General features: G+C 66.3%; 19 protein-coding genes. 15 read left to right on the top strand and 4 right to left on the bottom strand.

What is annotated here, in order from left to right; genetic code table 11:
• The first annotated feature begins 121 nt into the window (after positions 1-121).
• From ftsZ to ACQCSZ_RS11435, 10 genes are all read left to right on the top strand, one after another.
• Complete coding sequence (gene ftsZ, locus ACQCSZ_RS11480) at positions 122-1,333, top strand: cell division protein FtsZ (protein ID WP_211880461.1); 1,212 nt, start codon at positions 122-124, stop codon at positions 1,331-1,333.
• Between the two features lie 99 nt (positions 1,334-1,432).
• On the top strand, positions 1,433-2,179 hold the full coding sequence (locus ACQCSZ_RS11475) for a polyphenol oxidase family protein (RefSeq protein ID WP_427008095.1): 747 nt from the start codon (positions 1,433-1,435) through the stop codon (positions 2,177-2,179).
• The gene (locus tag ACQCSZ_RS11470; RefSeq protein ID WP_427008094.1) at positions 2,172-2,921 is read left to right on the top strand and encodes a YggS family pyridoxal phosphate-dependent enzyme; all 750 of its coding nucleotides are present in this window, start codon (positions 2,172-2,174) and stop codon (positions 2,919-2,921) included. The genes ACQCSZ_RS11475 and ACQCSZ_RS11470 overlap by 8 nt, the downstream gene beginning before the upstream one ends.
• A gap of 88 nt (positions 2,922-3,009) precedes the next feature.
• Positions 3,010-3,540: a cell division protein SepF gene (locus ACQCSZ_RS11465; RefSeq protein ID WP_211880467.1), complete on the top strand. Its 531-nt coding sequence runs from the start codon at positions 3,010-3,012 to the stop codon at positions 3,538-3,540.
• Between the two features lie 137 nt (positions 3,541-3,677).
• Positions 3,678-3,965, top strand: a complete 288-nt coding sequence (locus tag ACQCSZ_RS11460; protein ID WP_427008093.1) for a YggT family protein — start codon at positions 3,678-3,680, stop codon at positions 3,963-3,965.
• Positions 3,966-4,136: 171 nt separating this feature from the next.
• Entirely contained in the window at positions 4,137-4,820 is a 684-nt protein-coding gene (locus tag ACQCSZ_RS11455) for a DivIVA domain-containing protein (RefSeq protein WP_427008092.1), read from the top strand.
• Positions 4,821-4,970: 150 nt separating this feature from the next.
• Positions 4,971-5,633 carry a signal peptidase II gene (gene lspA, locus ACQCSZ_RS11450; RefSeq protein ID WP_427008091.1) on the top strand — a complete coding sequence of 221 codons (663 nt, stop codon included), beginning with the start codon at positions 4,971-4,973 and terminating at the stop codon, positions 5,631-5,633.
• Complete coding sequence (locus ACQCSZ_RS11445; protein ID WP_427008090.1) at positions 5,626-6,582, top strand: RluA family pseudouridine synthase; 957 nt, start codon at positions 5,626-5,628, stop codon at positions 6,580-6,582. Before lspA ends, ACQCSZ_RS11445 begins: the two co-directional genes overlap by 8 nt.
• A gap of 35 nt (positions 6,583-6,617) precedes the next feature.
• Positions 6,618-10,175, top strand: a complete 3,558-nt coding sequence (dnaE, locus tag ACQCSZ_RS11440; protein WP_427008089.1) for a DNA polymerase III subunit alpha — start codon at positions 6,618-6,620, stop codon at positions 10,173-10,175.
• Positions 10,176-10,368: 193 nt separating this feature from the next.
• Positions 10,369-11,460, top strand: coding sequence for a hypothetical protein (locus tag ACQCSZ_RS11435; protein WP_427008088.1), 1,092 nt, complete (start codon positions 10,369-10,371; stop codon positions 11,458-11,460).
• A 78-nt stretch (positions 11,461-11,538) separates the two neighbouring features.
• On the opposite strand, the gene ACQCSZ_RS11430 is transcribed toward ACQCSZ_RS11435, so the two are convergent.
• On the bottom strand, positions 11,539-11,997 hold the full coding sequence (locus ACQCSZ_RS11430; RefSeq protein ID WP_427008318.1) for a flavin reductase family protein: 459 nt from the start codon (positions 11,995-11,997) through the stop codon (positions 11,539-11,541).
• 229 nt (positions 11,998-12,226) lie between these two features.
• On the opposite strand from ACQCSZ_RS11430, the gene ACQCSZ_RS11425 reads away from it, so the two are divergent.
• The 3 genes from ACQCSZ_RS11425 to nrdR all read left to right on the top strand — a co-directional run bounded on the left by ACQCSZ_RS11425 (position 12,227) and on the right by nrdR (position 14,916).
• On the top strand, positions 12,227-12,799 hold the full coding sequence (locus tag ACQCSZ_RS11425) for a hypothetical protein (protein ID WP_427008087.1): 573 nt from the start codon (positions 12,227-12,229) through the stop codon (positions 12,797-12,799).
• Positions 12,800-12,879: 80 nt separating this feature from the next.
• Entirely contained in the window at positions 12,880-14,268 is a 1,389-nt protein-coding gene (gene hisD / locus ACQCSZ_RS11420) for a histidinol dehydrogenase (protein ID WP_427008086.1), read from the top strand.
• Between the two features lie 156 nt (positions 14,269-14,424).
• On the top strand, positions 14,425-14,916 hold the full coding sequence (gene nrdR / locus ACQCSZ_RS11415; protein WP_211880476.1) for a transcriptional regulator NrdR: 492 nt from the start codon (positions 14,425-14,427) through the stop codon (positions 14,914-14,916).
• A gap of 164 nt (positions 14,917-15,080) precedes the next feature.
• Here nrdR and ppgK read toward each other — a convergent pair whose 3' ends face one another.
• Together ppgK and map are read right to left on the bottom strand one after the other, a co-directional pair.
• Positions 15,081-15,917: a polyphosphate--glucose phosphotransferase gene (gene ppgK / locus ACQCSZ_RS11410; RefSeq protein WP_427008085.1), complete on the bottom strand. Its 837-nt coding sequence runs from the start codon at positions 15,915-15,917 to the stop codon at positions 15,081-15,083.
• A gap of 58 nt (positions 15,918-15,975) precedes the next feature.
• Positions 15,976-16,854 (bottom strand): type I methionyl aminopeptidase, encoded by an 879-nt coding sequence (gene map, locus ACQCSZ_RS11405; protein ID WP_427008084.1) that lies wholly within the window; start codon positions 16,852-16,854, stop codon positions 15,976-15,978.
• Between the two features lie 147 nt (positions 16,855-17,001).
• On the opposite strand from map, the gene ACQCSZ_RS11400 reads away from it, so the two are divergent.
• Positions 17,002-17,166, top strand: a complete 165-nt coding sequence (locus tag ACQCSZ_RS11400) for an SPOR domain-containing protein (protein WP_211880481.1) — start codon at positions 17,002-17,004, stop codon at positions 17,164-17,166.
• Positions 17,167-17,201: 35 nt separating this feature from the next.
• Here the strand turns inward: ACQCSZ_RS11400 and panB are convergent, their stop codons facing one another.
• Positions 17,202-18,143 (bottom strand): 3-methyl-2-oxobutanoate hydroxymethyltransferase, encoded by a 942-nt coding sequence (panB, locus tag ACQCSZ_RS11395; protein WP_427008083.1) that lies wholly within the window; start codon positions 18,141-18,143, stop codon positions 17,202-17,204.
• Between the two features lie 261 nt (positions 18,144-18,404).
• On the opposite strand from panB, the gene glnA reads away from it, so the two are divergent.
• Entirely contained in the window at positions 18,405-19,745 is a 1,341-nt protein-coding gene (gene glnA, locus ACQCSZ_RS11390; protein ID WP_427008082.1) for a type I glutamate--ammonia ligase, read from the top strand.
• Positions 19,746-19,749 lie beyond the last annotated feature (4 nt).

Raw genomic sequence — 19,749 nt, 5'->3', positions numbered from 1 at the left:
ATACCGTCACAGACATGAGTTACTTGACATAACTATAACCTTCAAGTCGAAGGTTAAGGTTCCAAGCTTCAAGCCCGACTCCACAGTTTTCGCAATAGAACACGAACAAGGGACACGTAACGTGGCAGCTCCGCAGAACTACTTGGCCGTCATCAAGGTCGTCGGCATCGGCGGCGGTGGCGTGAACGCAGTCAACCGCATGATCGAGGTCGGTCTTCGCGGCGTCGAATTCATCGCGGTCAACACCGATGCGCAGGCATTGCTGATGAGCGATGCAGACGTCAAGCTCGACATCGGGCGTGAGCTGACGCGCGGCCTGGGAGCCGGTGCGAATCCTGAGGTCGGCAGGCAGGCTGCCGAGGACCACGCTGAGGAAATCGAAGAGGTCATCCGCGGCGCTGACATGGTCTTCGTCACCGCCGGCGAAGGCGGCGGCACCGGCACCGGCGGCGCGCCCGTCGTGGCGCGGATTGCCCGCTCGCTCGGCGCCCTGACCATCGGGGTCGTGACCCGCCCCTTCACCTTCGAGGGCCGCCGCCGCGCCGGCTCCGCCGAAGCCGGCATCGACGCCCTGCGCGACGAGGTCGACACCCTGATCGTGATCCCCAACGACCGCCTGCTGTCCATCAGCGACCGCAACGTCTCGGTCCTGGACGCATTCCGCTCCGCCGACCAGGTCCTGCTGTCCGGTGTCCAGGGCATCACCGACCTCATCACCACGCCGGGCCTGATCAACCTGGACTTCGCCGACGTCAAGTCCGTCATGCAGGGTGCGGGTTCGGCGCTCATGGGCATCGGCTCGGCCCGCGGTGAAGACCGCGCGGTCAAGGCCGCGGAGCTGGCGATCGCCTCCCCGCTGCTGGAGGCCTCCATCGATGGCGCCCACGGCGTCCTGCTGTCCATTCAGGGCGGCTCGGACCTGGGCCTGTTCGAGATCAACGAGGCAGCCCGCCTCGTCCAGGAAGTGGCCCACCCGGAAGCCAACATCATCTTCGGCGCGGTCATCGATGACGCCCTCGGCGACGAGGCACGCGTCACCGTCATTGCCGCGGGCTTCGACGACGTCAAGGCCACGTCGCCGTCGATGGACCAGTCGCTGCCGGCCGCACCCCAGCGCGCGGCCGCCCCGGCACCGGCCCAGGCTCCTGCCTCCGCCCACGTCCAGCCGCTGCACGCCACCGTGGGTGCCTCAAGCTACGGCGGCTGGGGCCAGCAGCGCCCGTCCGCCGTGCCGGCCGACTCGGGCTTCGACGTGGACCTGCCCGCCGTCGTGGAACCGGACCTCTCCGGCCGCCACTCGGATGACCTGGATGTCCCCGACTTCCTCAAGTAGGTCCTGAGGCACCATGGCACTGCCGGATGGCAGTGTCATGGTGCTTTCTCGTAGGATCGAAGTTCAGCAAACAAGTTTGACAACGATTTGGGGTTTCGAGTGTTTTCGTGGCGGGCTGAAGTCCGGCCAGGCGTCTGGGTGGCCTTCACCGATGCCGCCGCCGGCAACCTTGCACTCCATGTCGGCGACGATCCGGCCCAGGTCCGGCTCCGCCGCGGGGAACTCGAACAGGCCGCAGGCCTCGGTCCCCGGCGCTTCGCGTACATGAACCAGGTCCACGGCAGCGACGTCGCCGTGATCACCGGCGGCGCCGGGGCCGCTCCCCCGGGGGAGGCCGCGACGGCCGACGCCATGGTGTCACGCGGCGTGCCGCTGGCCGTCATGGTGGCCGACTGCGTCCCGGTGGTCCTCGTGGGGGAGCAGGCCTCCGGTGCGCCGCTCCTCGGCGTGGCCCATGCCGGGCGCCCCGGGGTCGCCTCCGGCGTTGTCCCGGCGGCCGTGGCACGGCTGCGCGCGCTCGGCGCCGGCCGGGTCAGCGCCTGGATCGGCCCGTCGATCTGCGGCTCCTGCTACGAGGTACCGGAAGGCATGCGCGACGACGTCGCAGCCCTCGTCCCCGCGGCCTGGTGCACGACTTCCCACGGCACGCCGGGACTTGACCTGCCGGCAGGCGTCCGCAGCCAGCTCAAGGCCGAGGGCGTCACCGTCGAATACTCCGGCGGCTGCACCCTCGAAGACGAAACACTGTTTTCCTACCGCCGCGATAACCGCACCGGACGGTTTGCCGGCCTGGTCTGGACCGATGACCGCGCGTGGACCGAGGACCGGGACCGGACCCATGACTGAGCGCGGGCCGGCGGATGACGCCCGCACGGTGCAGCTGCGGGACCGGCTGGCCGCCGTCCGCCAGCGGATCGATGGCGCGGCTGCTGCCGCGGGCCGGCCGGGCGACCCGCCACAGCTGATTGTTGTCACCAAGTTCCACCCCGCGGAGGATGTCCGCCGGCTGTCGGCCCTGGGCATCACCGACGTCGGCGAGAACAGGGACCAGGAAGCCGCGGACAAGGCCGCGCAGCTGACGGACCTGGACGTCCGCTGGCACTTCATCGGCCAGCTCCAAAGCAACAAGGCCAAGTCTGTGGTCAGGTACGCCCACGCGGTCCACTCGGTGGACCGGCTGCAGCTGGCGGCAGCCCTGGCCAAGGCCATGGCCACCGAGCGCGGACGCACCGGACGCGCCCCGCTGGAGTGTTTCATCCAGGTCAGCCTGGACGAAGCACTCCAGCGGGACGCGGTCGGCCACCGCGGCGGTGCGCTCCCGGCCGACGTCCCCGGGCTCGCCGAAATGCTCGCCGGCTCGGCGGATCTCCGGCTCGCCGGCGTCATGGCCGTGGCGCCCCTCCGGGCCGAGCCGGCGGCGGCCTTTGAGAGGCTGGCGGCGGTTTCCGCACGCCTCACCGCGCTCCATCCGGAGGCCACCGGCATTTCCGCCGGCATGAGCCAGGACCTCGAAGCGGCCATCCGGTCCGGGGCGACACACCTGCGCATTGGCTCGGATATTCTCGGTCCGCGTCCGGCGTTGCGGTAGGTTCAACGTATTGGAAGGTAATGGCGGGAATTCCAAGACTGTCAGGTCATTTGAGCGGCCCGCTGACGGACACGATTAGGAGTCGACCATGGCTGGCGCTCTGCGCAAGACAATGATTTATCTTGGGCTCGCCGACGGCGACGAACAGTACGAGTCCGAGCACCACACATCGCACAAGGATGAGGACGAATCCATGGCGGAAGACCGCGAGGAACGCCGTGCACCGGCGCCCGTCCGCGAAGCCCCCAAGGAAGAGCCCTACGCCGCTGAAGAGGAATATCGCGCACCAGTGACACCCATCAAGCGAGCGGCATCGAGCCGCGAAGAAACCACCGGGCTCCGGCAGATCACCACGATCCACCCGCGGTCCTACAATGACGCCAAACTCATCGGTGAAAGTTTCCGTGACGGCATCCCCGTCATCATGAACGTCACCGACATGGGCGAGGCCGACGCCAAACGGCTTGTGGATTTTTCCGCGGGACTCGTCTTCGGCCTCCGGGGCAGCATCGAACGGGTGACGAACAAGGTCTTCCTGCTGTCGCCGTCGTACATTGAAGTCATCGGCGATGACAAGAAGGTCAGCGAAACGCAGGCCTCCTTCTTCAACCAGAGCTAGGCCGGATTTTCTTTGCGGATGCCAGGCAGGGACACCTGTCTGGCATCCGTGCTGAATTATCCGTGCTGAAATAGAAGCGACACTTTTCTTCAGGACACTTCGGTATCCGGAATGAACATGGAGATATGAGTTAACTCATGGGAATTGTTTTCGGACTTGTCTATCTCGCGCTGTTGCTCTTTTTCATTGCGCTGATCATCCGCCTGGTCTTTGACTGGGTCCAGATGTTCGCCCGGAACTGGCGGCCGCGCGGCGCGGCACTTGTCACCGCGCATGCCGTGTATTCCGTTACCGACCGGCCGCTCAAGCTGCTCCGGCGCCTGATTCCGCCGCTCCGGCTGGGCGGAATCTCGCTGGATTTGGGCTTCCTGCTGCTTTTCGTGGCGGTCACCATCGCCATGGGAGTTGCCAGGTCCCTCGTGTAGGCGCAGCCGATCGGGGCGTGACCGGACCGACGGGCCCGGTCACTGGCCCGGAACGCTAGAAGCTCCGGTTTGACACCGCGGTGTTGAATTAGAGGAACCAGACCATATTTAGGTACCGTAGTTTTGACGGCCGGAAGGCCAACTGACTAACTAGACCAACGAGGTGACCAGATGGCTTTGACGCCAGAAGACGTTGTCAACAAGCGCTTTCAGCCGACCAAGTTCCGCGAAGGCTACGACCAGGACGAAGTTGATGACTTCCTGGATGAAATCGTCGTCGAACTGCGGCGCCTGAACCAGGAGAACGACGAGCTGCGCAAGAAGCTCGCCGAACCCGGCACCGGCACGCCTGCCAGCTCCGCCGCGGCGGCCCCCGTCGTGGAGAAGGTCCCGGCACCCGTCAAGGCCGAAAAGGAAGACCGCGCCAAGGCAGAAGCCGACGCCAAGGCTGCGGAACTTGCCAAGAAGAAGGAAGCCGAGCAGGCGCCCGTCCAGGCCGCTGCCCCGGCACGCGCCGCCGCCGCGATCCCCGTCTCGGAATCCGCGGCAGGCCTGCTCGCGATGGCGCAGCAGATGCACGACAAGCACGTCGCCGACGGCGCGCAGCAGCGGGACAAAATCATCGCGGAAGCACAGATCGAGGCCAGCAGCCTCGTCAACGATGCCCAGGAAAAGTCCCGCAAGATCCTTGGCGCCCTCGAGCAGCAGCGCTCCGTGCTGGAACGCAAGGTCGAGCAGCTGCGGGGCTTCGAGCGCGACTACCGTTCACGCCTGAAGGCGTACATCGAAGGCCAGCTCCGCGACCTTGATGCCCGCGGCTCCGTGGCGGCCCCCGAGGTCAGCGAAGCCAGCTAGGGTATTCGGCACGTATTCTGAAAGCCGGTGGCTGAGGATTCCTCGGCCGCCGGCTTTTCACTTTTTGCTCCGCAAACTGCCGCCTTCCGGGGACGGTGTGCCCGAGCAGCAAACCCCCAGCCCCCGCACTGGCTCCAGAACGAAAGCCCTATGACTGACGCACCATCACCTGACGCCACGCAGCCCGCCGACGCTCCACAGCCCGCGGCCGAGCCCGCTCCACAGCCCGCGGCCCAGCCTGCGGCACAGCCCGCGGGGGCCGCGGCGCCCGCCACCGGGCCCGTAGCCCCGAGCCCGAGCCCGCGCCTGCTGTGGCTGTTCGCCGCCTTCGCGGTGTTCGCCTATGTCTTCGACCAGCTGACCAAGCTGTGGGTCACCGGCACCATGACCGAGGGGGAGCGGATCCCGGTCCTGCCGCCGCTGCTGCACTGGTACTACATCCGCAACTCCGGCGCGGCGTTTTCGATCGGCGAAAACATCACGTGGGTGTTCACCATCATCATGGCGGCCGTCTCGGTCGCGATCCTGCTGCAGCTGCGCAAGCTCGGTTCGGCGTGGTGGGCACTCGCGCTCGGGCTGCTGCTCGGCGGCGCGCTGGGCAACCTGACGGACCGGCTGTTCCGGGAGCCCTCCTTCGCCATGGGCCATGTGGTGGACTTCATCCAGCTGCCCAACTTCGCGATCTTCAACATCGCCGACTCCGCCGTCGTGTCCTCTGTGGTGCTGATCTGCCTGCTGACCCTGCGGGGCATCCCGCTGGACGGTACGCGCCACACGAAGGACAACAAAGATGCGGTGGAACACGATGTCTGAGCACCCCACGCCGGCGGCCACGGCGGCCCGGCGCCTGGTGGTTCCCGCCGACCTGGCCGGGACCCGCGTGGATGCCGGCCTGGCGCAACTGATGGAGATCTCCCGCTCGCAGGCCGCCACGCTGATCGCCGAGGGCAACGTCAGCAGCAACGGCAAGGCCGTGGGGAAATCCCTCAGGCTCGTCCCCGGCGCCGTGCTGTACGTCGTCGTGCCCGATCGGCGGGACCCCCTGGAAATCGTGGAGGAAGTAGTGGAAGGCCTGAATATCCTGCTGGACGATGACGAGTTCGTTGTCATCGACAAACCCGTCGGCGTGGCGGCGCACCCGTCGCCCGGCTGGGTGGGTCCGACGGTGGTGGGCGGGCTCGCCGGACTCGGCTACCGGATCTCGACGTCGGGCGCCCCCGAGCGCGCCGGCATCGTCCACCGGCTCGACGTCGGGACCTCCGGCGTCATGGTGGTCGCCAAGACCGAAGACGCCTACACGGCCCTCAAGCGGGCCTTCAAGGAGCGCACGGTCGACAAGGTCTACCACGCCGTCGTGCAGGGCCTTCCGGACCCGCTGGCGGGCACCATCGACGCGCCGATTGGACGCCACCCCGGGCATGACTGGCGCTTCGCCGTGATCGAGGGCGGCCGCGACTCCATCACGCACTATGAAGTGCTGGAAGCCTTCGGCAAGGCCTCGCTCGTGGAGGTGCACCTGGAAACCGGGCGCACCCACCAGATCCGGGTGCACTTCGCGGCGCTGCGCCACCCCTGCGCCGGTGACCTGACCTACGGCGCGGATCCGCGGCTCGCCGCCACCCTGGGGCTGACCCGGCAGTGGCTGCATGCCCGGGAACTGTCCTTCGACCACCCCCGGAAGGGGGAGCGGGTCACCGTCACGAGCGAGTACCCGCAGGACCTTGCCTACGCGCTGGAGGTCCTGGCATCCGGACAGGCCTGACCCAGGGTGTCGCCGGTCGGCACTAGAATGATTCGGTGACTTCCAGCAACGACTCGTTCGTCCATCTCCACACCCACACCGAATACTCCATGCTGGACGGTGCGGCCCGCTTGGGGGAGTTGTTCGACGAGACCGAACGTTTGGGGATGCCGGCCCTGGCCACGACGGACCACGGATATCTGTTCGGCGCCTTCGATTTCTGGAAGCGGGCAACGGACCAGGGCATCAAGCCGATCATCGGTATCGAAGCCTATGTGACTCCCGGGACTGCCCGCGGTGACAAGACCCGCGTGCGCTGGGGCGAGGAAAGCCAGCGCAAGGACGACGTCTCCGGTGGTGGTTCCTACACCCACATGACGCTGCTGAGCTATAACAACGTGGGCATGCGGAACCTGTTCCGTGCCTCCTCGATCGCGTCACTGGACTCGGTCTTCGGCAAATGGCCCCGGCTGGACCGTGAGCTGCTGAACACATATTCGGAAGGGCTCATCGCCACCACCGGCTGCCCGTCCGGTGAGGTCCAGACCCGCCTGCGGCTCGGCCAGTACCGCGAAGCGGTGGAGGCTGCCGCAGAGTTCCGCGACATCTTCGGCGCGGAGAACTACTTCTGTGAGCTCATGGACCACGGCCTGGATATCGAGCGGCGTGTCACGGGCGATCTGCTGCGCCTGGCCAAGGAGCTGAACCTGCCGTTGGTGGCCACCAACGACCTGCACTACACGCATGAGCACGACGCGAAGGCGCATGAGGCCCTGCTGGCCATACAGTCGGGTTCCAGCCTCCTGGAGCCGACATACGACAACGGAGGTTCGCGCTTTGCCTTCTCCGGCAGCGGCTACTACCTGAAGTCACCGCAGGAAATGCGGGAACTTTTCCGCGACCACCCGGAGGCGTGCGACAACACGCTCCTGATCGCCGAACGCTGTGAAGTTTCGTTCAACACCGGCGCCAACTACATGCCCCGGTTCCCCTGCCCGGAGGGGGAGGACGAAACGTCCTGGCTGGTCAAGGAAGTCGACAAAGGCCTCCAATACCGCTATCCCCAGGGCATCCCGGACAAGGTCCGCAAGCAGGCGGACTACGAACTCGGCGTCATCACCTCGATGGGATTCCCGGGCTACTTCCTCGTGGTGGCCGACTTCATCAACTGGGCCAAGAACAACGGCATCCGGGTGGGGCCGGGGCGTGGCTCGGGTGCAGGCTCCATGGTGGCGTATGCCATGCGCATCACCGACCTTGATCCGCTGCACCACGGCCTGATCTTCGAGCGCTTCCTCAACCCGGACCGCGTCTCCATGCCCGACTTCGACGTCGATTTCGATGACCGGCGCCGCTCCGAAGTGATCGACTACGTCACGCGCAAATACGGCGACGAACGCGTGGCGATGATCGTCACCTACGGCACCATCAAGACCAAGCAGGCCCTTAAAGACTCGTCGCGCGTGCTGGGCTACCCGTTCAGCATGGGCGAGCAGCTGACCAAGGCGCTGCCGCCGGCCGTGATGGCCAAGGACATCCCGCTGGCCGACATTCAGAACAAGGATGCCAAGCGCTACAGCGAAGCCGGTGACTTCCGCCAACTGATCGCCACCGACCCCGAGGCTGCCAAGGTTTTCGAGACGGCACTGGGCATCGAGGGCCTGAAGCGGCAATGGGGCGTGCACGCCGCCGGCGTCATCATGTCTTCGGACCCCATCATCGACGTGATTCCGATCATGCGCCGCTTCCAGGACGGCCAGGTCATCACCCAGTTCGACTATCCGACGTCCGAAGGCCTCGGCCTGATCAAGATGGACTTCCTCGGCCTGCGAAACCTGACGATCATTTCGGATGCCCTGGAAAACATCAAAATGAACCGCGGCATCGACCTCGACCTCGAAACCCTGGAACTTGACGACACCGCGTCCTACGAGCTGCTGGCCAGGGGTGACACCCTGGGTGTGTTCCAGCTCGACGGCGGCCCCATGCGCTCCCTCCTCAAGCTCATGAAGCCTGACAACTTCGAAGACATCTCCGCGGTGCTGGCCCTCTACCGGCCCGGTCCCATGGGCGCCAACGCCCACACCGACTACGCGCTGCGCAAGAACAAGATCCAGGACGTCATTCCGATCCACCCGGAACTTGAGGAACCGCTCTCCGAAATCCTCGGAGGAACCTACGGGCTGATCGTGTACCAGGAGCAGGTCATGGCCGTGGCGCAGAAGCTCGCCGGCTACACCCTCGGCCAGGCCGACATCCTGCGCCGCGCCATGGGCAAGAAGAAGAAATCCGAGCTGGACAAGCAGTTCGCCGGCTTCTCGCAGGGCATGCAGGACAACGGCTATTCCATGGCCGCGGTCAAGACCCTCTGGGACATCCTGCTGCCCTTCTCCGACTACGCCTTCAACAAGGCGCACTCAGCCGCCTACGGCGTGATTTCCTACTGGACCGCGTACCTGAAGGCGCACTATGCGCCGGAGTACATGGCCGCCCTGCTGACCTCGGTGGGTGACGACAAGGACAAGTCGGCGATCTACCTGAACGAATGCCGGCGCATGGGCATCACCGTGCTGCCGCCCGACGTCAATGAGTCAGCCCTCAACTTCACCCCTGTCGGCAACGACATCCGTTTCGGCATGGGCGCCATCCGCAACGTCGGCGTGAACGCCGTCGAAGCCATGGTGGCGGCGCGCGAAAAGGAAGGCTCCTATACGTCCTTCAAGGACTACCTCATGAAGGTCCCCGCGGTGGTCTGCAACAAGCGCACGATTGAATCCCTGATCAAAGCAGGCGCGTTCGACTCCCTGAACCACCACAGGCGAGCCCTGGCCATGGTCCATGAGGAGGCCATCGACTCCGTCATCACGCTCAAGCGCAACGAGGCGATCGGGCAGTTCGACCTCTTCGCCGGTTTTGACGAAGCCGAATCCGAGGCGTCCCTGAGCATCGAGATCCCGGACCTTCCCGAGTGGGAGAAGAAGGACAAGCTCTCCTTCGAACGGGACATGCTGGGCCTTTACGTCTCGGACCACCCGCTCCAGGGCCTCGAAGGGCTGCTGAGCCAGCACGCCGACCAGTCCATCACCTCGATCATCGCGGAGGACGGCCCGCACGACGGCGCCATCATCACCATTGCCGGCATGATCACCTCGCTGAGCCGGCGGATTGCCAAGGCGAGCGGCAACGCGTACGCCCGCGCGGAGATCGAGGACCTGGGCGGTTCAATGGAGGTCATGTTCTTTGGCCAGGTCTACGGCCCCATCGCGTCCGTGCTGGCCGAGGACCTGATTGTGGTGGTCAAGGGCCGGCTGCAGCGCCGCGACGACGGTGCCGTCGCCCTGAACTGCATGGAACTATCCGTTCCTGACCTCAGCGAGGGCTTGAACGGGCCCCTGGTCATCAGCATGCAGACGCACAAGGCGACCGAAGCGGTAGTGACCGAGCTGGGGGACGTGTTGCGGACGCACCGCGGAAACTCGGAGGTCCGGCTGCACCTGCAGGGGGACGCCCGGGTGGAGGTCATGGGGCTGCCGGTCCACCTGAGGGTCAACCCGAACCCGTCCCTGTTCGGGGACCTGAAGGTGCTGCTGGGACCGACCTGCCTGGACAGCTAGTGTCGCGTGCCGCCGATTCCTTTAGGACCGGTTTTCGGCCAGACCGGGCAGGCGGCAGCTCAGGCCCGTAGACCGGCGTCCTCCGGGGCCTGGGTCTGACGATCTTAGTGAACGCGCGGCCTAGCCGGTGGTGGGCAACCGGAGTACGGTGTGAGCCGGGTGCTTGGACCCATACCGCATCTGGAGGGTAATCATGCCCCGCAAAATCACCGCAGGCCTGGCAGCACTCCTGCTGTCCTTAGCTGGTCTCTTGTTCGGCGCCGCGCCGTCACTGGCGTCCCCATATCCTCACGATTCGTCCGTCCTGGCTGCGCAGCAGCCCGGCGGCGGCACGTTTGTTCCGCTTGCCGGAGCGCCAGGTACCTACAAGCCGGATGCTTCGAACACCGGCTACGTCGGTACGCTTACCGGGAGCATCGGCACTCCGGGATCCCCGCTTGTCATCACAGCGGACAACACGGTCATTGACTCAAAGAACATCTACGGCGACGTAAAAGTCCAAGCCAGGAATGTCACGATCAAGAATTCGTACCTGCACTGCGGATCCTATGTGCCCTCAGGCAATTCCGGCTGTGTGGATGCCAACAGTCCAGCGGTCTTCGGGTTGAAGCTGTTTAATAACGTGATCCACCCGGACACGCCGAGCTATTACCGGGACGGGGTTGTCGGCCATGAATACTACGCAGCCAGGAACCACGTCTGGGGCACCAATGACGGATTCGGTGTGTTCAACAAGCCGGGCGGCGCTCGCGCAGCAAACACCACGATCGAAGCCAACTATGTGCATGACACGGTTTACTTCCGCAATGATCCGGCGCACTCCGACGGAACCCACAATGACGGTGTGCAGGTTCGGGGCGGGGAGAATATCCGCATCTGGGCGAACAACATCGTGAATACCGGTATTGTCGGCCCCGCCGGAACGGATCCGAGTAAGCCGGGCGCACCTGGCAGGCACGGACACGGTTGCACGATAATGCTGCAGAACGACACCGGGGTAGCGCTGAAGAACGTCGTTGTCGAGCAGAACTGGCTTGATGACGGGCTGGCATCCATATGCATCAAGCCCGGAACTGTAACAGTTCAGAACAACAACTTCCTGCGCAATCAATGGCCATACCAGAATGTCCCAGGAAACCAGATCTACATCATCCGCATAGACAGCAGGTCCGGCACTGTTGTGAACGGCCTGTCAACCAATAAGTGGGAAGATACCGGCGCAGCGCTGAATGAAGGGCGCGATGCTGCCGGATTGCCCGTGCACGGCATCTGGTATGACGGCTGAGAGTGTCCCTCCCCAGCTTCGGATGCACTCAACTTCTCTGAAGGAATCAGCGGCCCGCTACACTAACCGCCAGGGAAACTAGATTTCGTAGTCCAGCGGGGCCGGCCGGCTGTACGTTCCCGAGTGGTACAGCAGCGGCATGCCGTCATCGCCGACCTGGCCTTCGACGACCTCGACGACGACCACGGCGTTGTTTTCGAAGGAAAGCCGCATCTGGACCTTGCCGATCAGCCAGCCGGCGACATCCTTCAGGACGGGCACGTCATAGGGGCCGAGCTCCCAGTGGTCGCCCTCGAAGCGGTTGCTGGTCCGGGCAAAGCGGTCGGCGAGCTCCTGGTTTTCCAGCCCCAGCATGTGCACCCCGATGTACGTCGTGTTGGCGATGGCCGGCCAGGAGCTTGAGCTGCGGGCCATGTTGAACGTGAACCGCGGCGGCTTGGCGGACAGCGAGGCGACAGACGTCGCGGTGAACCCGAAGGGCACGCCGTTGTAGTTGGCGGTGATGATGGCCACCCCTGCCGCATGCCGGCGGAACATTTCCTTGAATGTTCCCTCGAAGACTCCGTCATCTGAGGCCACTGCGATCGATCTCCCTGCTGCACCTGCGCGTGAATGTTCCTACCCTGCCAGCGTATTGCCCGTCCGTCCGCCGGTGGTACTTTGATGACCGTCCGCGTCATCTGCCGGCCCTGCTGGGCTGCGCAGTCGCCGCGCCGCTGCCGGGCCGCGCACCCAGCCGACGGGATCCTTTGTTACCGTTTGTTGGATGACACAGCCAGCAGCCGACGGCCCGTTTCCGCAGCAAGCCCGGGGCACGCGTGACCCGGCGGAACCGCACGGGGGCTCCCTTGCCCCCGGCCCGTCGAGGGCCCCCTGGCGGTGGTGGGCCGTGATCGCAGGCACCGGAATGCCCCTGGGACTGCTCTGGTGGCTTCTGGCCCCGTCCGGACTGAACCTGCTCTCCGGCGACCCGGCCCTGGCCAGCGGGAGCAACGTTTCGGCGTGGCTGCCCCGGGACCTGGTGCTGGCCGGCCTGTTCCTGCTCGCCGGCTGCATCACCGGCGCTCTGGTGTCCGGAACGAGGCCGGACGAGCCCACGGCCCGGACCGTCGTACTGGCCGTCGCCTCCGCGGCCGCCGGTGCCCTCATCGCCTGGGGCGTGGGGGTTCTCGCCGGAGTGTTGTGGGGACCCGCGCAGGACCCCACCGTCAATGACAGCGTCGCCTTTTCGCTGCGTTCCTACCAGCTCCTCGCGGTCTGGCCCGCCGCCGTCGCCCTTGCAGTCTTCCTGGGCACCGTCGTCCGGAAGCCGGCCCCCGCTGCGGAGACCACGGCCTGATACCTGCTCTGTGCCGCCCCGGACGGCATATGCCGCGTAACAGCGCCCGGGTTCCGCGGCAGGGCACGTAAAATGATCGCGTGACCCTTACTTCTGACAGCCCCGTGTCCCCGGTTCCCGCCGCCATCAACTTCCGCACCGTGGACGTGCGCGGCCAGCGGCTGTCCCTCGCCGGGCTCCGCGCCGCCGTTCCGCGGGCGCAGTCCGGCACCAGGGCCGATGCCGAGGAAAAGGTCCTGGACATCATCTCCGCCATCCGCACCCGGGGCTTTGACGCGCTCCGTGAGCTGGCGCTGACGTTCGACGGCGTGGAGCAAACCCACCCGCGCGTCCCGGCCGAGGCGCTGCGCGCCGCCCTGGCGGACCTGGACCCGGCGGTACGTGCCGCCCTCGAGGAATCCATCCGGCGGGCCCGCAGCTTCGCCGACGCGCAGCGCCCGGCGGACATCGACGTCGAACTCGGCGAGGGCGCCGTCGTGAGCCAGAACTGGGTCCCGGTCGCACGGGTGGGGCTCTACGTCCCCGGCGGCCTGGCCGTCTACCCGTCCTCGGTGATCATGAACGTCGTCCCGGCGCTGGCCGCCGGCGTCGGGTCCATCGCCCTGGCATCGCCGCCGCAGAAGGACTTCGGCGGCCTGCCGCACCCCACCATCCTCGCGGCGGCCTGCCTGCTCGGCATCGAGGAGGTCTACGCGATCGGCGGGGCGCAGGCCATCGCGGCCTTCGCCTACGGCATCCCTGCCGACGCGTCCGACGGCGGCAACCTGCCCGGGATCGATCCCGTGGACGTCGTCACCGGCCCGGGCAACATCTTTGTCGCCACCGCCAAGCGGCTCGTCAAGGGCGTGGTGGGGATCGACTCCGAGGCGGGCACCACCGAGATCGCGATCCTCGCCGACGCCACGGCGCACCCTGGCCTTGTCGCAGCGGACCTGATCAGCCAGGCCGAGCATGACCCCAAGGCCGCCTCCGTCCTCATCACGGATTCCGAATCCCTCGCGGCGGCGGTCCGGGTGGAACTGGACCGCCAGGCTGCCGCCACGAAGCACAGCAGGCGGGTGCGCGAGGCCCTGTCCGGGCCGCAGTCCGGCGTGGTCCTCGTGGACGGCCTCGAACAGGGCATTGCCGCGTGCGACGCCTATGCCGCCGAGCACCTGGAAATCATGACGGCCGACGCCCCGGCGGTGGCCGCCCGGATCCGCAACGCCGGCGCGATCTTCGTGGGGGACTACAGCCCCGTGAGCCTGGGGGATTACTGCGCCGGCTCCAACCACGTGCTGCCGACCAGCGGCACCGCTGCCTTCTCCTCGGGCCTGAACGTGGCCACCTTCATGCGTGCCATCCAGGTGGTCAACTACACCCGGTCCGCGCTCGAGCAGGTCCGCGGGCACATCGTAAGCCTCTCCGGCGCCGAAGACCTCCCGGCCCACGGCCAGGCCGTCACGGCGAGGTTCCCCGCCGGGAGCTGACGCGGCCGCTGACCACTACATGTAGTAATTACAGGCTTGTTATTCAGCTACATCTAGTCGTAAACTGAGGGCGGAGGCTCCAGCGGGCCCCCGCACTGGAGGTACCCGCATTTGGGAGTACCCGCATTTTCAGGTTTACGACAGGGAGGAAACGACGTGTATTGCCCGTTCTGCCGTAACCCTGATTCCCGCGTGGTGGACAGCCGCATCGCCGACGACGGCTCCGCCATCCGGCGGCGCCGGCAGTGCCCCGAATGCGGCCGCCGCTTCACGACCGTGGAAACCACCAGCCTGACCGTCATCAAGCGCTCCGGCGTCGGCGAGCCCTTCAGCCGCAGCAAGGTGATCAACGGCGTCCGCAAAGCCTGCCAGGGCCGTCCCGTCACCGAAGACGACCTCGCCCTGCTGGCCCAGGAAGTCGAAGAGTCGATCCGGGCCTCCGGCGCTGCCGAGATCGAGGCCCACGAAGTCGGCCTGGCGATCCTGAACCCGCTGCAGAAGCTCGACGAAGTCGCCTACCTGCGCTTCGCCAGCGTGTACCAGGCCTTCGAATCCCTTGAGGACTTCGAGTCCGCCATCTCACTGCTCCGCCACGAGGCGGAGTCAAAGGGATTGGACGGCAAGAAGAGCCCGCTCCAGGCCCCGTAGGGGAAGCCGGAGCCAGACTCCGGTGGTGGCAACGGAGGGGAAGCCGGGGCCACCACCGGCACCAAACCCAAGTAGCTCGCAGTAGTTGTCGTTCTGACCCCTCAGAACGACAACTACTCGCAGTAGTTGTCGTTCTGACCCCTCAGAACGACAACTACTGCGAGTCAGTTGGGCTGGGCCAACCCTTGGACACTTGGCGACTTGGCCAGCTTGTGCTTGAGCGCGATCTCAAGCGCGGCGCCGACGATCCCGGCGTCGTTCTTCAGTTCGGCCGGAACAATCGGTGTGCGCAGCGACAGTTTGGGCAGGTATTCGTCCGAACGCTTGGAGATGCCGCCGCCGACGATGAACAGTTCGGGGGAGAACAGGAACTCCACGTGGGAGAAGTACCGCTGCAGCAGCACGCTGTACTGCTCCCAGCTGAGGCCGTCGCGTTCACGGGCGACGGCGGAGGCCTTGCTTTCGGCGTCGAAACCGTCAATCTCGAGGTGCCCCAGTTCGGCGTTGGGGACCAGCTTGCCGTCGAAGATGAATGCGGATCCTATCCCGGTGCCGAGCGTGACCACCAGGACGGTACCGGAGACGCCCTCACCGGCACCGTAGCGCGCTTCGGCGAGGCCGGCGGCGTCGGCGTCGTTGATGACCTCCACGGGCCTGCCGAGGCGGGCCGTGAGCAGGGCGTCGATGTCCAGGTCCAGCCAGGAGTTGTCCACGTTGGCGGTCGAGTGGACCACGCCGTGCTGGATGATGCCGGGGAACGTGACGCCTACGGGGGAGTCTGCGGCCGGGGCGTCGGGACGCGCGGAGAGCTCCGCGACGACCTGGGCCACGGCGTCGGCGACGGCCTCCGGCGTGGACGGCTGCGGGGTGGATACCCGAAGCCGGTCACCCACCAGCTTGCCCTTCTTCAGATCGACAATCCCACCCTTGATTCCTGTGCCGCCGATGTCGATGCCGATCAGCGGGGCGTTCTTCTTAGACTTCTCGTCCTTCTTGGCCAATGTCATTCCGTTCGTGGCAGGGGGCGGGCTGGGAATGGTGCGGCCCAGGGCCGGCGGGTCAGGGCAGTGTGAGGATTTCGGCGCCGGCTTCGGTCACGAGCAGGGTGTGCTCGAACTGCGCGGTGCGCTTGTGGTCACGCGTCACCACAGTCCAGTCATCGGCCCACATGTCCCAGTCGATGGTGCCGAGTGTCAGCATGGGTTCGATCGTGAACACCATTCCCGTCTCCATGACGGTGTTGTAGGCGGGGGCCGCGTCGTAGTGCGGGATGATCAGTCCCGTGTGGAAGGCCTCGCCGACGCCGTGTCCGGTGAAGTCGCGGACGACGCCGTAGCCGAAGCGCTTGGCGTAGGACTCGATGGCCCGGCCGATCACGTTGATCTCGCGTCCCGGGGCCACGGCCCGGATGGCGCGGTTCAGCGACTCCCGGGTGCGCTCGACGAGCAGCCGGGATTCCTCGTCGACGTCCCCCACGAGGAAGGTGTAGTTGGTGTCACCGTGCACGCCGCCGATGAATGCCGTGATGTCGATGTTGATGATGTCGCCGTCCCGGACCACGGTGCTGTCCGGGATGCCGTGGCAGATCACTTCATTGAGCGAGGAGCACAGGGACTTGGGGAAGCCGCGGTAGCCGAGGGTGGAGGGGTACGCCTTGTGGTCCAGGAGGAACTCGTGGCCCACCCGGTCCAGCTGGTCGGTGGTGACACCCGGTTCGATGTGCTTGCCGACCTCCACAATCGCCTGGGCCGCGATCCGTGAGGCGATCCGGATCTGCTCGATGGTCTCCGCCGGCTTGACCTCCGAGCCGGTGAACTTGCCCGGCCCGGGCTTGCCCACGTATTCGGGGCGGGGGATGGACGCCGGTACGGGAAGCTGCGGGCTGATGGTTCCCGGGACGAGGGAACCGATGGGTGCGGTCGAGGCTAGGGAAGGCATACATTGATCATATAAGGCAGTGCCGAACGCGGGGCAACAACCAAGCAGGGCAAAGCGGAATCATTCGACGGGGCCGGCCCCGCCGGGACACCACGCCCGCGGCGACACCACGCCCGCCGCGGCACCACGAGAGACCGAGGAGTATCGATGCCGGAGTACTGGTACAACGTCAACACCCATGAGGTCGAAGAAGACGCCATGTCTGACTGGAGCCAGCTGATCGGCCCCTACAAGACGCGTGCGGAAGCCGAACACGCCCTCGAGAAGGTCAAGGCCCGCAACGAGGCCTGGGACAAGGGCGAGGACGACTGAGGCCCGGAACCGCCTAGACTGAGGCCCGGAACCGCCTAGAAGGAGTGCTCCGGGCCGGGGAACTGCCCCGAGCGTACGTCCTCCGCGTAGGCCTTCGCGGCGTCGCTGAGCGTGGTCCGCAGATCCGCGTACTGCTTGACGAACTTGGCCATCTTCCCGCCGCGCAGCCCGGCCATATCCTGCCACACGAGCACCTGCCCGGTGGTGGCGCTGCCGGCCCCGATCCCGACGGTGGGGACCTCGACGGCGGCATCCACGGCCGCCGCCGTCGCGGCCGGAACCATCTCCATCAGCACGCAGAACGCGCCGGCGTCGGCCAGGGCGACGGCGTCGTCGATCAATCGCTCGGCGTCATCTCCCCGGCCCTGCACCCGGTAGCCGCCCAGGGAATGTTCGCTCTGCGGCGTGAAGCCGATGTGTGCCATCACCGGGATGCCGGCCTGGACCATGGCCCGGACGGTTTCGGTGTAGAACTTGCCGCCCTCGATCTTGACGGCGTGCGCGAGCCCCTCCTTGAGGAACCGCACGCCCGTGGCCACGGCCTGCTGGGCGGAGACCTCGTAGCTGCCGAACGGCAGGTCCGCCACCACGAGGGCGCGCCTGGCCGAGCGAGCGACGGCGCGGCACAGCGGGAGCAGTTCGTCCACCGTCACCGGGAGGCTGGTCTCGTTGCCGAAGACGTTGTTGGAGGCCGAGTCCCCGACCAGGAGCACCTCGATCCCGGCCTGGTCGAAAATCTCCGCGGCGTACTGGTCGTAGGCGGTGAGCATGGCGAAGCGCTCCCCGTTGAGCTTCGCGTCGCGCAGGTGATGCGTGCGGATTTTCGCCACAGGCTTCCGGGCGGCGGCAGCCGGCGCGCCTTCGGCAGTTGACGCGCCTTCGTCCGACGACGTGCCGGCAGCAGCTGCCGGGCCGTTGCCGTAAGGGGCTGCAACTTCTGCGGGCGTGCTCGGATCAGGGCTGATGCTTGTGGACATGAGACGAGCGTAATGCGCTGCGGCGCGTCCAAGCTACCGGACGCCCGGCGGAGCCCGGACACCGCGTCACAGTTGAGCGGCCGGTACTTCCCCACCGGGCGCTCGAGCGGGATTTCCCGGTGGCCTGTGTTAACGCTGTGTTACACGGACCGGCTGCGCCAGCAATGGCCGGCAATGCTTAGTAGTGTGGACGTGAGCAGCTGTGGGCACCCCGTGTGAAGGTGCCCGAGGCACGAACGAAAGAACCGGAAAGAGGCCAGAATGGACCGCCAGCAAGAGTTTGTCCTGCGGACGATCGAAGAGCGCGATGTGCGGTTCGTGCGGCTCTGGTTCACCGACGTCGTGGGTTCGCTTAAATCCGTGGCGCTGGCCCCGGCCGAGGTCGAAGGCGCCTTCGAGGAAGGCCTGGGCTTCGACGGATCCTCCATCGAGGGCCTGGCCCGCGTGTTCGAATCGGACATGCTGGCCCAGCCGGACCCCGCCACCTTCCAGATCCTGCCGTGGCGCGGCGAGACCGAAGCGACGGCGCGGATGTTCTGTGACATCCTGACACCCGACGGCGAACCCTCCGCCGCGGATCCCCGAAACGTCCTCAAGCGCACCCTCGCCAAGGCCGCGGACATGGGCTTCACCTGCTACACCCACCCGGAGATCGAGTTCTACCTGCTCAAGTCCCAGCAGCCGGGACCCGACGGGTCGCCGGTGCCGGTGGACGAGGCCGGCTACTTCGACCACGTTCCGGGCGGCGTGGCCCAGGACTTCCGCCGGACGGCCGTGACCATGCTGGAATCGGTGGGCATCTCGGTGGAATTCAGCCACCACGAGGCCGGCCCCGGCCAGAACGAGATCGACCTGCGCTACGCGGATGCCCTGCAGACCGCGGACAACATCATGACGTTCCGCACGGTGATCAAGGAGGTTGCGCTCCAGCAGGGCACCTACGCCACGTTCATGCCCAAGCCCTTCACGGCCCACCCGGGTTCCGGCATGCACACCCACTTCTCGCTCTTCGAGGGCGACACGAACGCCTTCTTCGAGGCCGGGGCCGAATTCCAGCTCTCCACGACGGCCCGTCAGTTCATGGCCGGCATCCTCAAGCACGCCCCGGAATTCACCGCGGTGACCAACCAGTTCGTGAACTCCTACAAGCGCCTTTGGGGCGGGGGAGAGGCGCCGAGCTACCTCAGCTGGGGGCACAACAACCGCTCCGCCCTGGTCCGCGTCCCGCTGTACAAGCCGGGCAAGGGCCAGTCCGCCCGGATTGAATACCGCGGCATCGACTCCGCGGCCAACCCGTACCTCGCCTATGCCGTGCTGCTGGGCGCAGGACTCAAGGGCATCGAGGAGGGCTACTCACTGCCCGCCGCTGCCGAGGATGACATCTGGTCACTGAGCTCGGCCGAGCGCCGCGCCATGGGCCACGACCCGCTCCCGGCCAGCCTGCACGAGGCCATCCGGAGCATGGAGGAGTCCGAGCTGATGCCGCAGATCCTCGGCGAGCAGGTGTTCGAGCACTTCCTGCGCAACAAGCGCGCCGAGTGGCAGGACTACCGGCTCCAGGTGACGCCCTACGAGCTGCAGCGCAACCTCGGCATCCTTTAGGCGG

This window comes from Pseudarthrobacter sp. H2 (assembly GCF_050157045.1).
GTDB lineage: Bacteria > Actinomycetota > Actinomycetes > Actinomycetales > Micrococcaceae > Arthrobacter.
Note: the sequence above shows the minus strand (reverse complement) of the source record. Positions and strands in the feature narration are given on the sequence as shown.

Bases quoted from the DNA above. Each gene is read 5' to 3' on its own strand.
- ACQCSZ_RS11400 (WP_211880481.1), top strand. From the start codon at position 17,002: ATGCCGGAGTACTGGTACAACGTCAACACCCATGAGGTCGAAGAAGAC.
- ACQCSZ_RS11470 (WP_427008094.1), top strand. From the start codon at position 2,172: ATGACTGAGCGCGGGCCGGCGGATGACGCCCGCACGGTGCAGCTGCGG.
- glnA (WP_427008082.1), top strand. From the start codon at position 18,405: ATGGACCGCCAGCAAGAGTTTGTCCTGCGGACGATCGAAGAGCGCGAT.
- ACQCSZ_RS11445 (WP_427008090.1), top strand. From the start codon at position 5,626: ATGTCTGAGCACCCCACGCCGGCGGCCACGGCGGCCCGGCGCCTGGTG.
- ACQCSZ_RS11430 (WP_427008318.1), bottom strand. From the start codon at position 11,997: ATGTTCCGCCGGCATGCGGCAGGGGTGGCCATCATCACCGCCAACTAC.
- panB (WP_427008083.1), bottom strand. From the start codon at position 18,143: ATGTCCACAAGCATCAGCCCTGATCCGAGCACGCCCGCAGAAGTTGCA.
- lspA (WP_427008091.1), top strand. From the start codon at position 4,971: ATGACTGACGCACCATCACCTGACGCCACGCAGCCCGCCGACGCTCCA.
- ACQCSZ_RS11425 (WP_427008087.1), top strand. From the start codon at position 12,227: ATGACACAGCCAGCAGCCGACGGCCCGTTTCCGCAGCAAGCCCGGGGC.
- ACQCSZ_RS11435 (WP_427008088.1), top strand. From the start codon at position 10,369: ATGCCCCGCAAAATCACCGCAGGCCTGGCAGCACTCCTGCTGTCCTTA.
- map (WP_427008084.1), bottom strand. From the start codon at position 16,854: ATGCCTTCCCTAGCCTCGACCGCACCCATCGGTTCCCTCGTCCCGGGA.
- ACQCSZ_RS11465 (WP_211880467.1), top strand. From the start codon at position 3,010: ATGGCTGGCGCTCTGCGCAAGACAATGATTTATCTTGGGCTCGCCGAC.
- ACQCSZ_RS11460 (WP_427008093.1), top strand. From the start codon at position 3,678: ATGGGAATTGTTTTCGGACTTGTCTATCTCGCGCTGTTGCTCTTTTTC.
- ACQCSZ_RS11455 (WP_427008092.1), top strand. From the start codon at position 4,137: ATGGCTTTGACGCCAGAAGACGTTGTCAACAAGCGCTTTCAGCCGACC.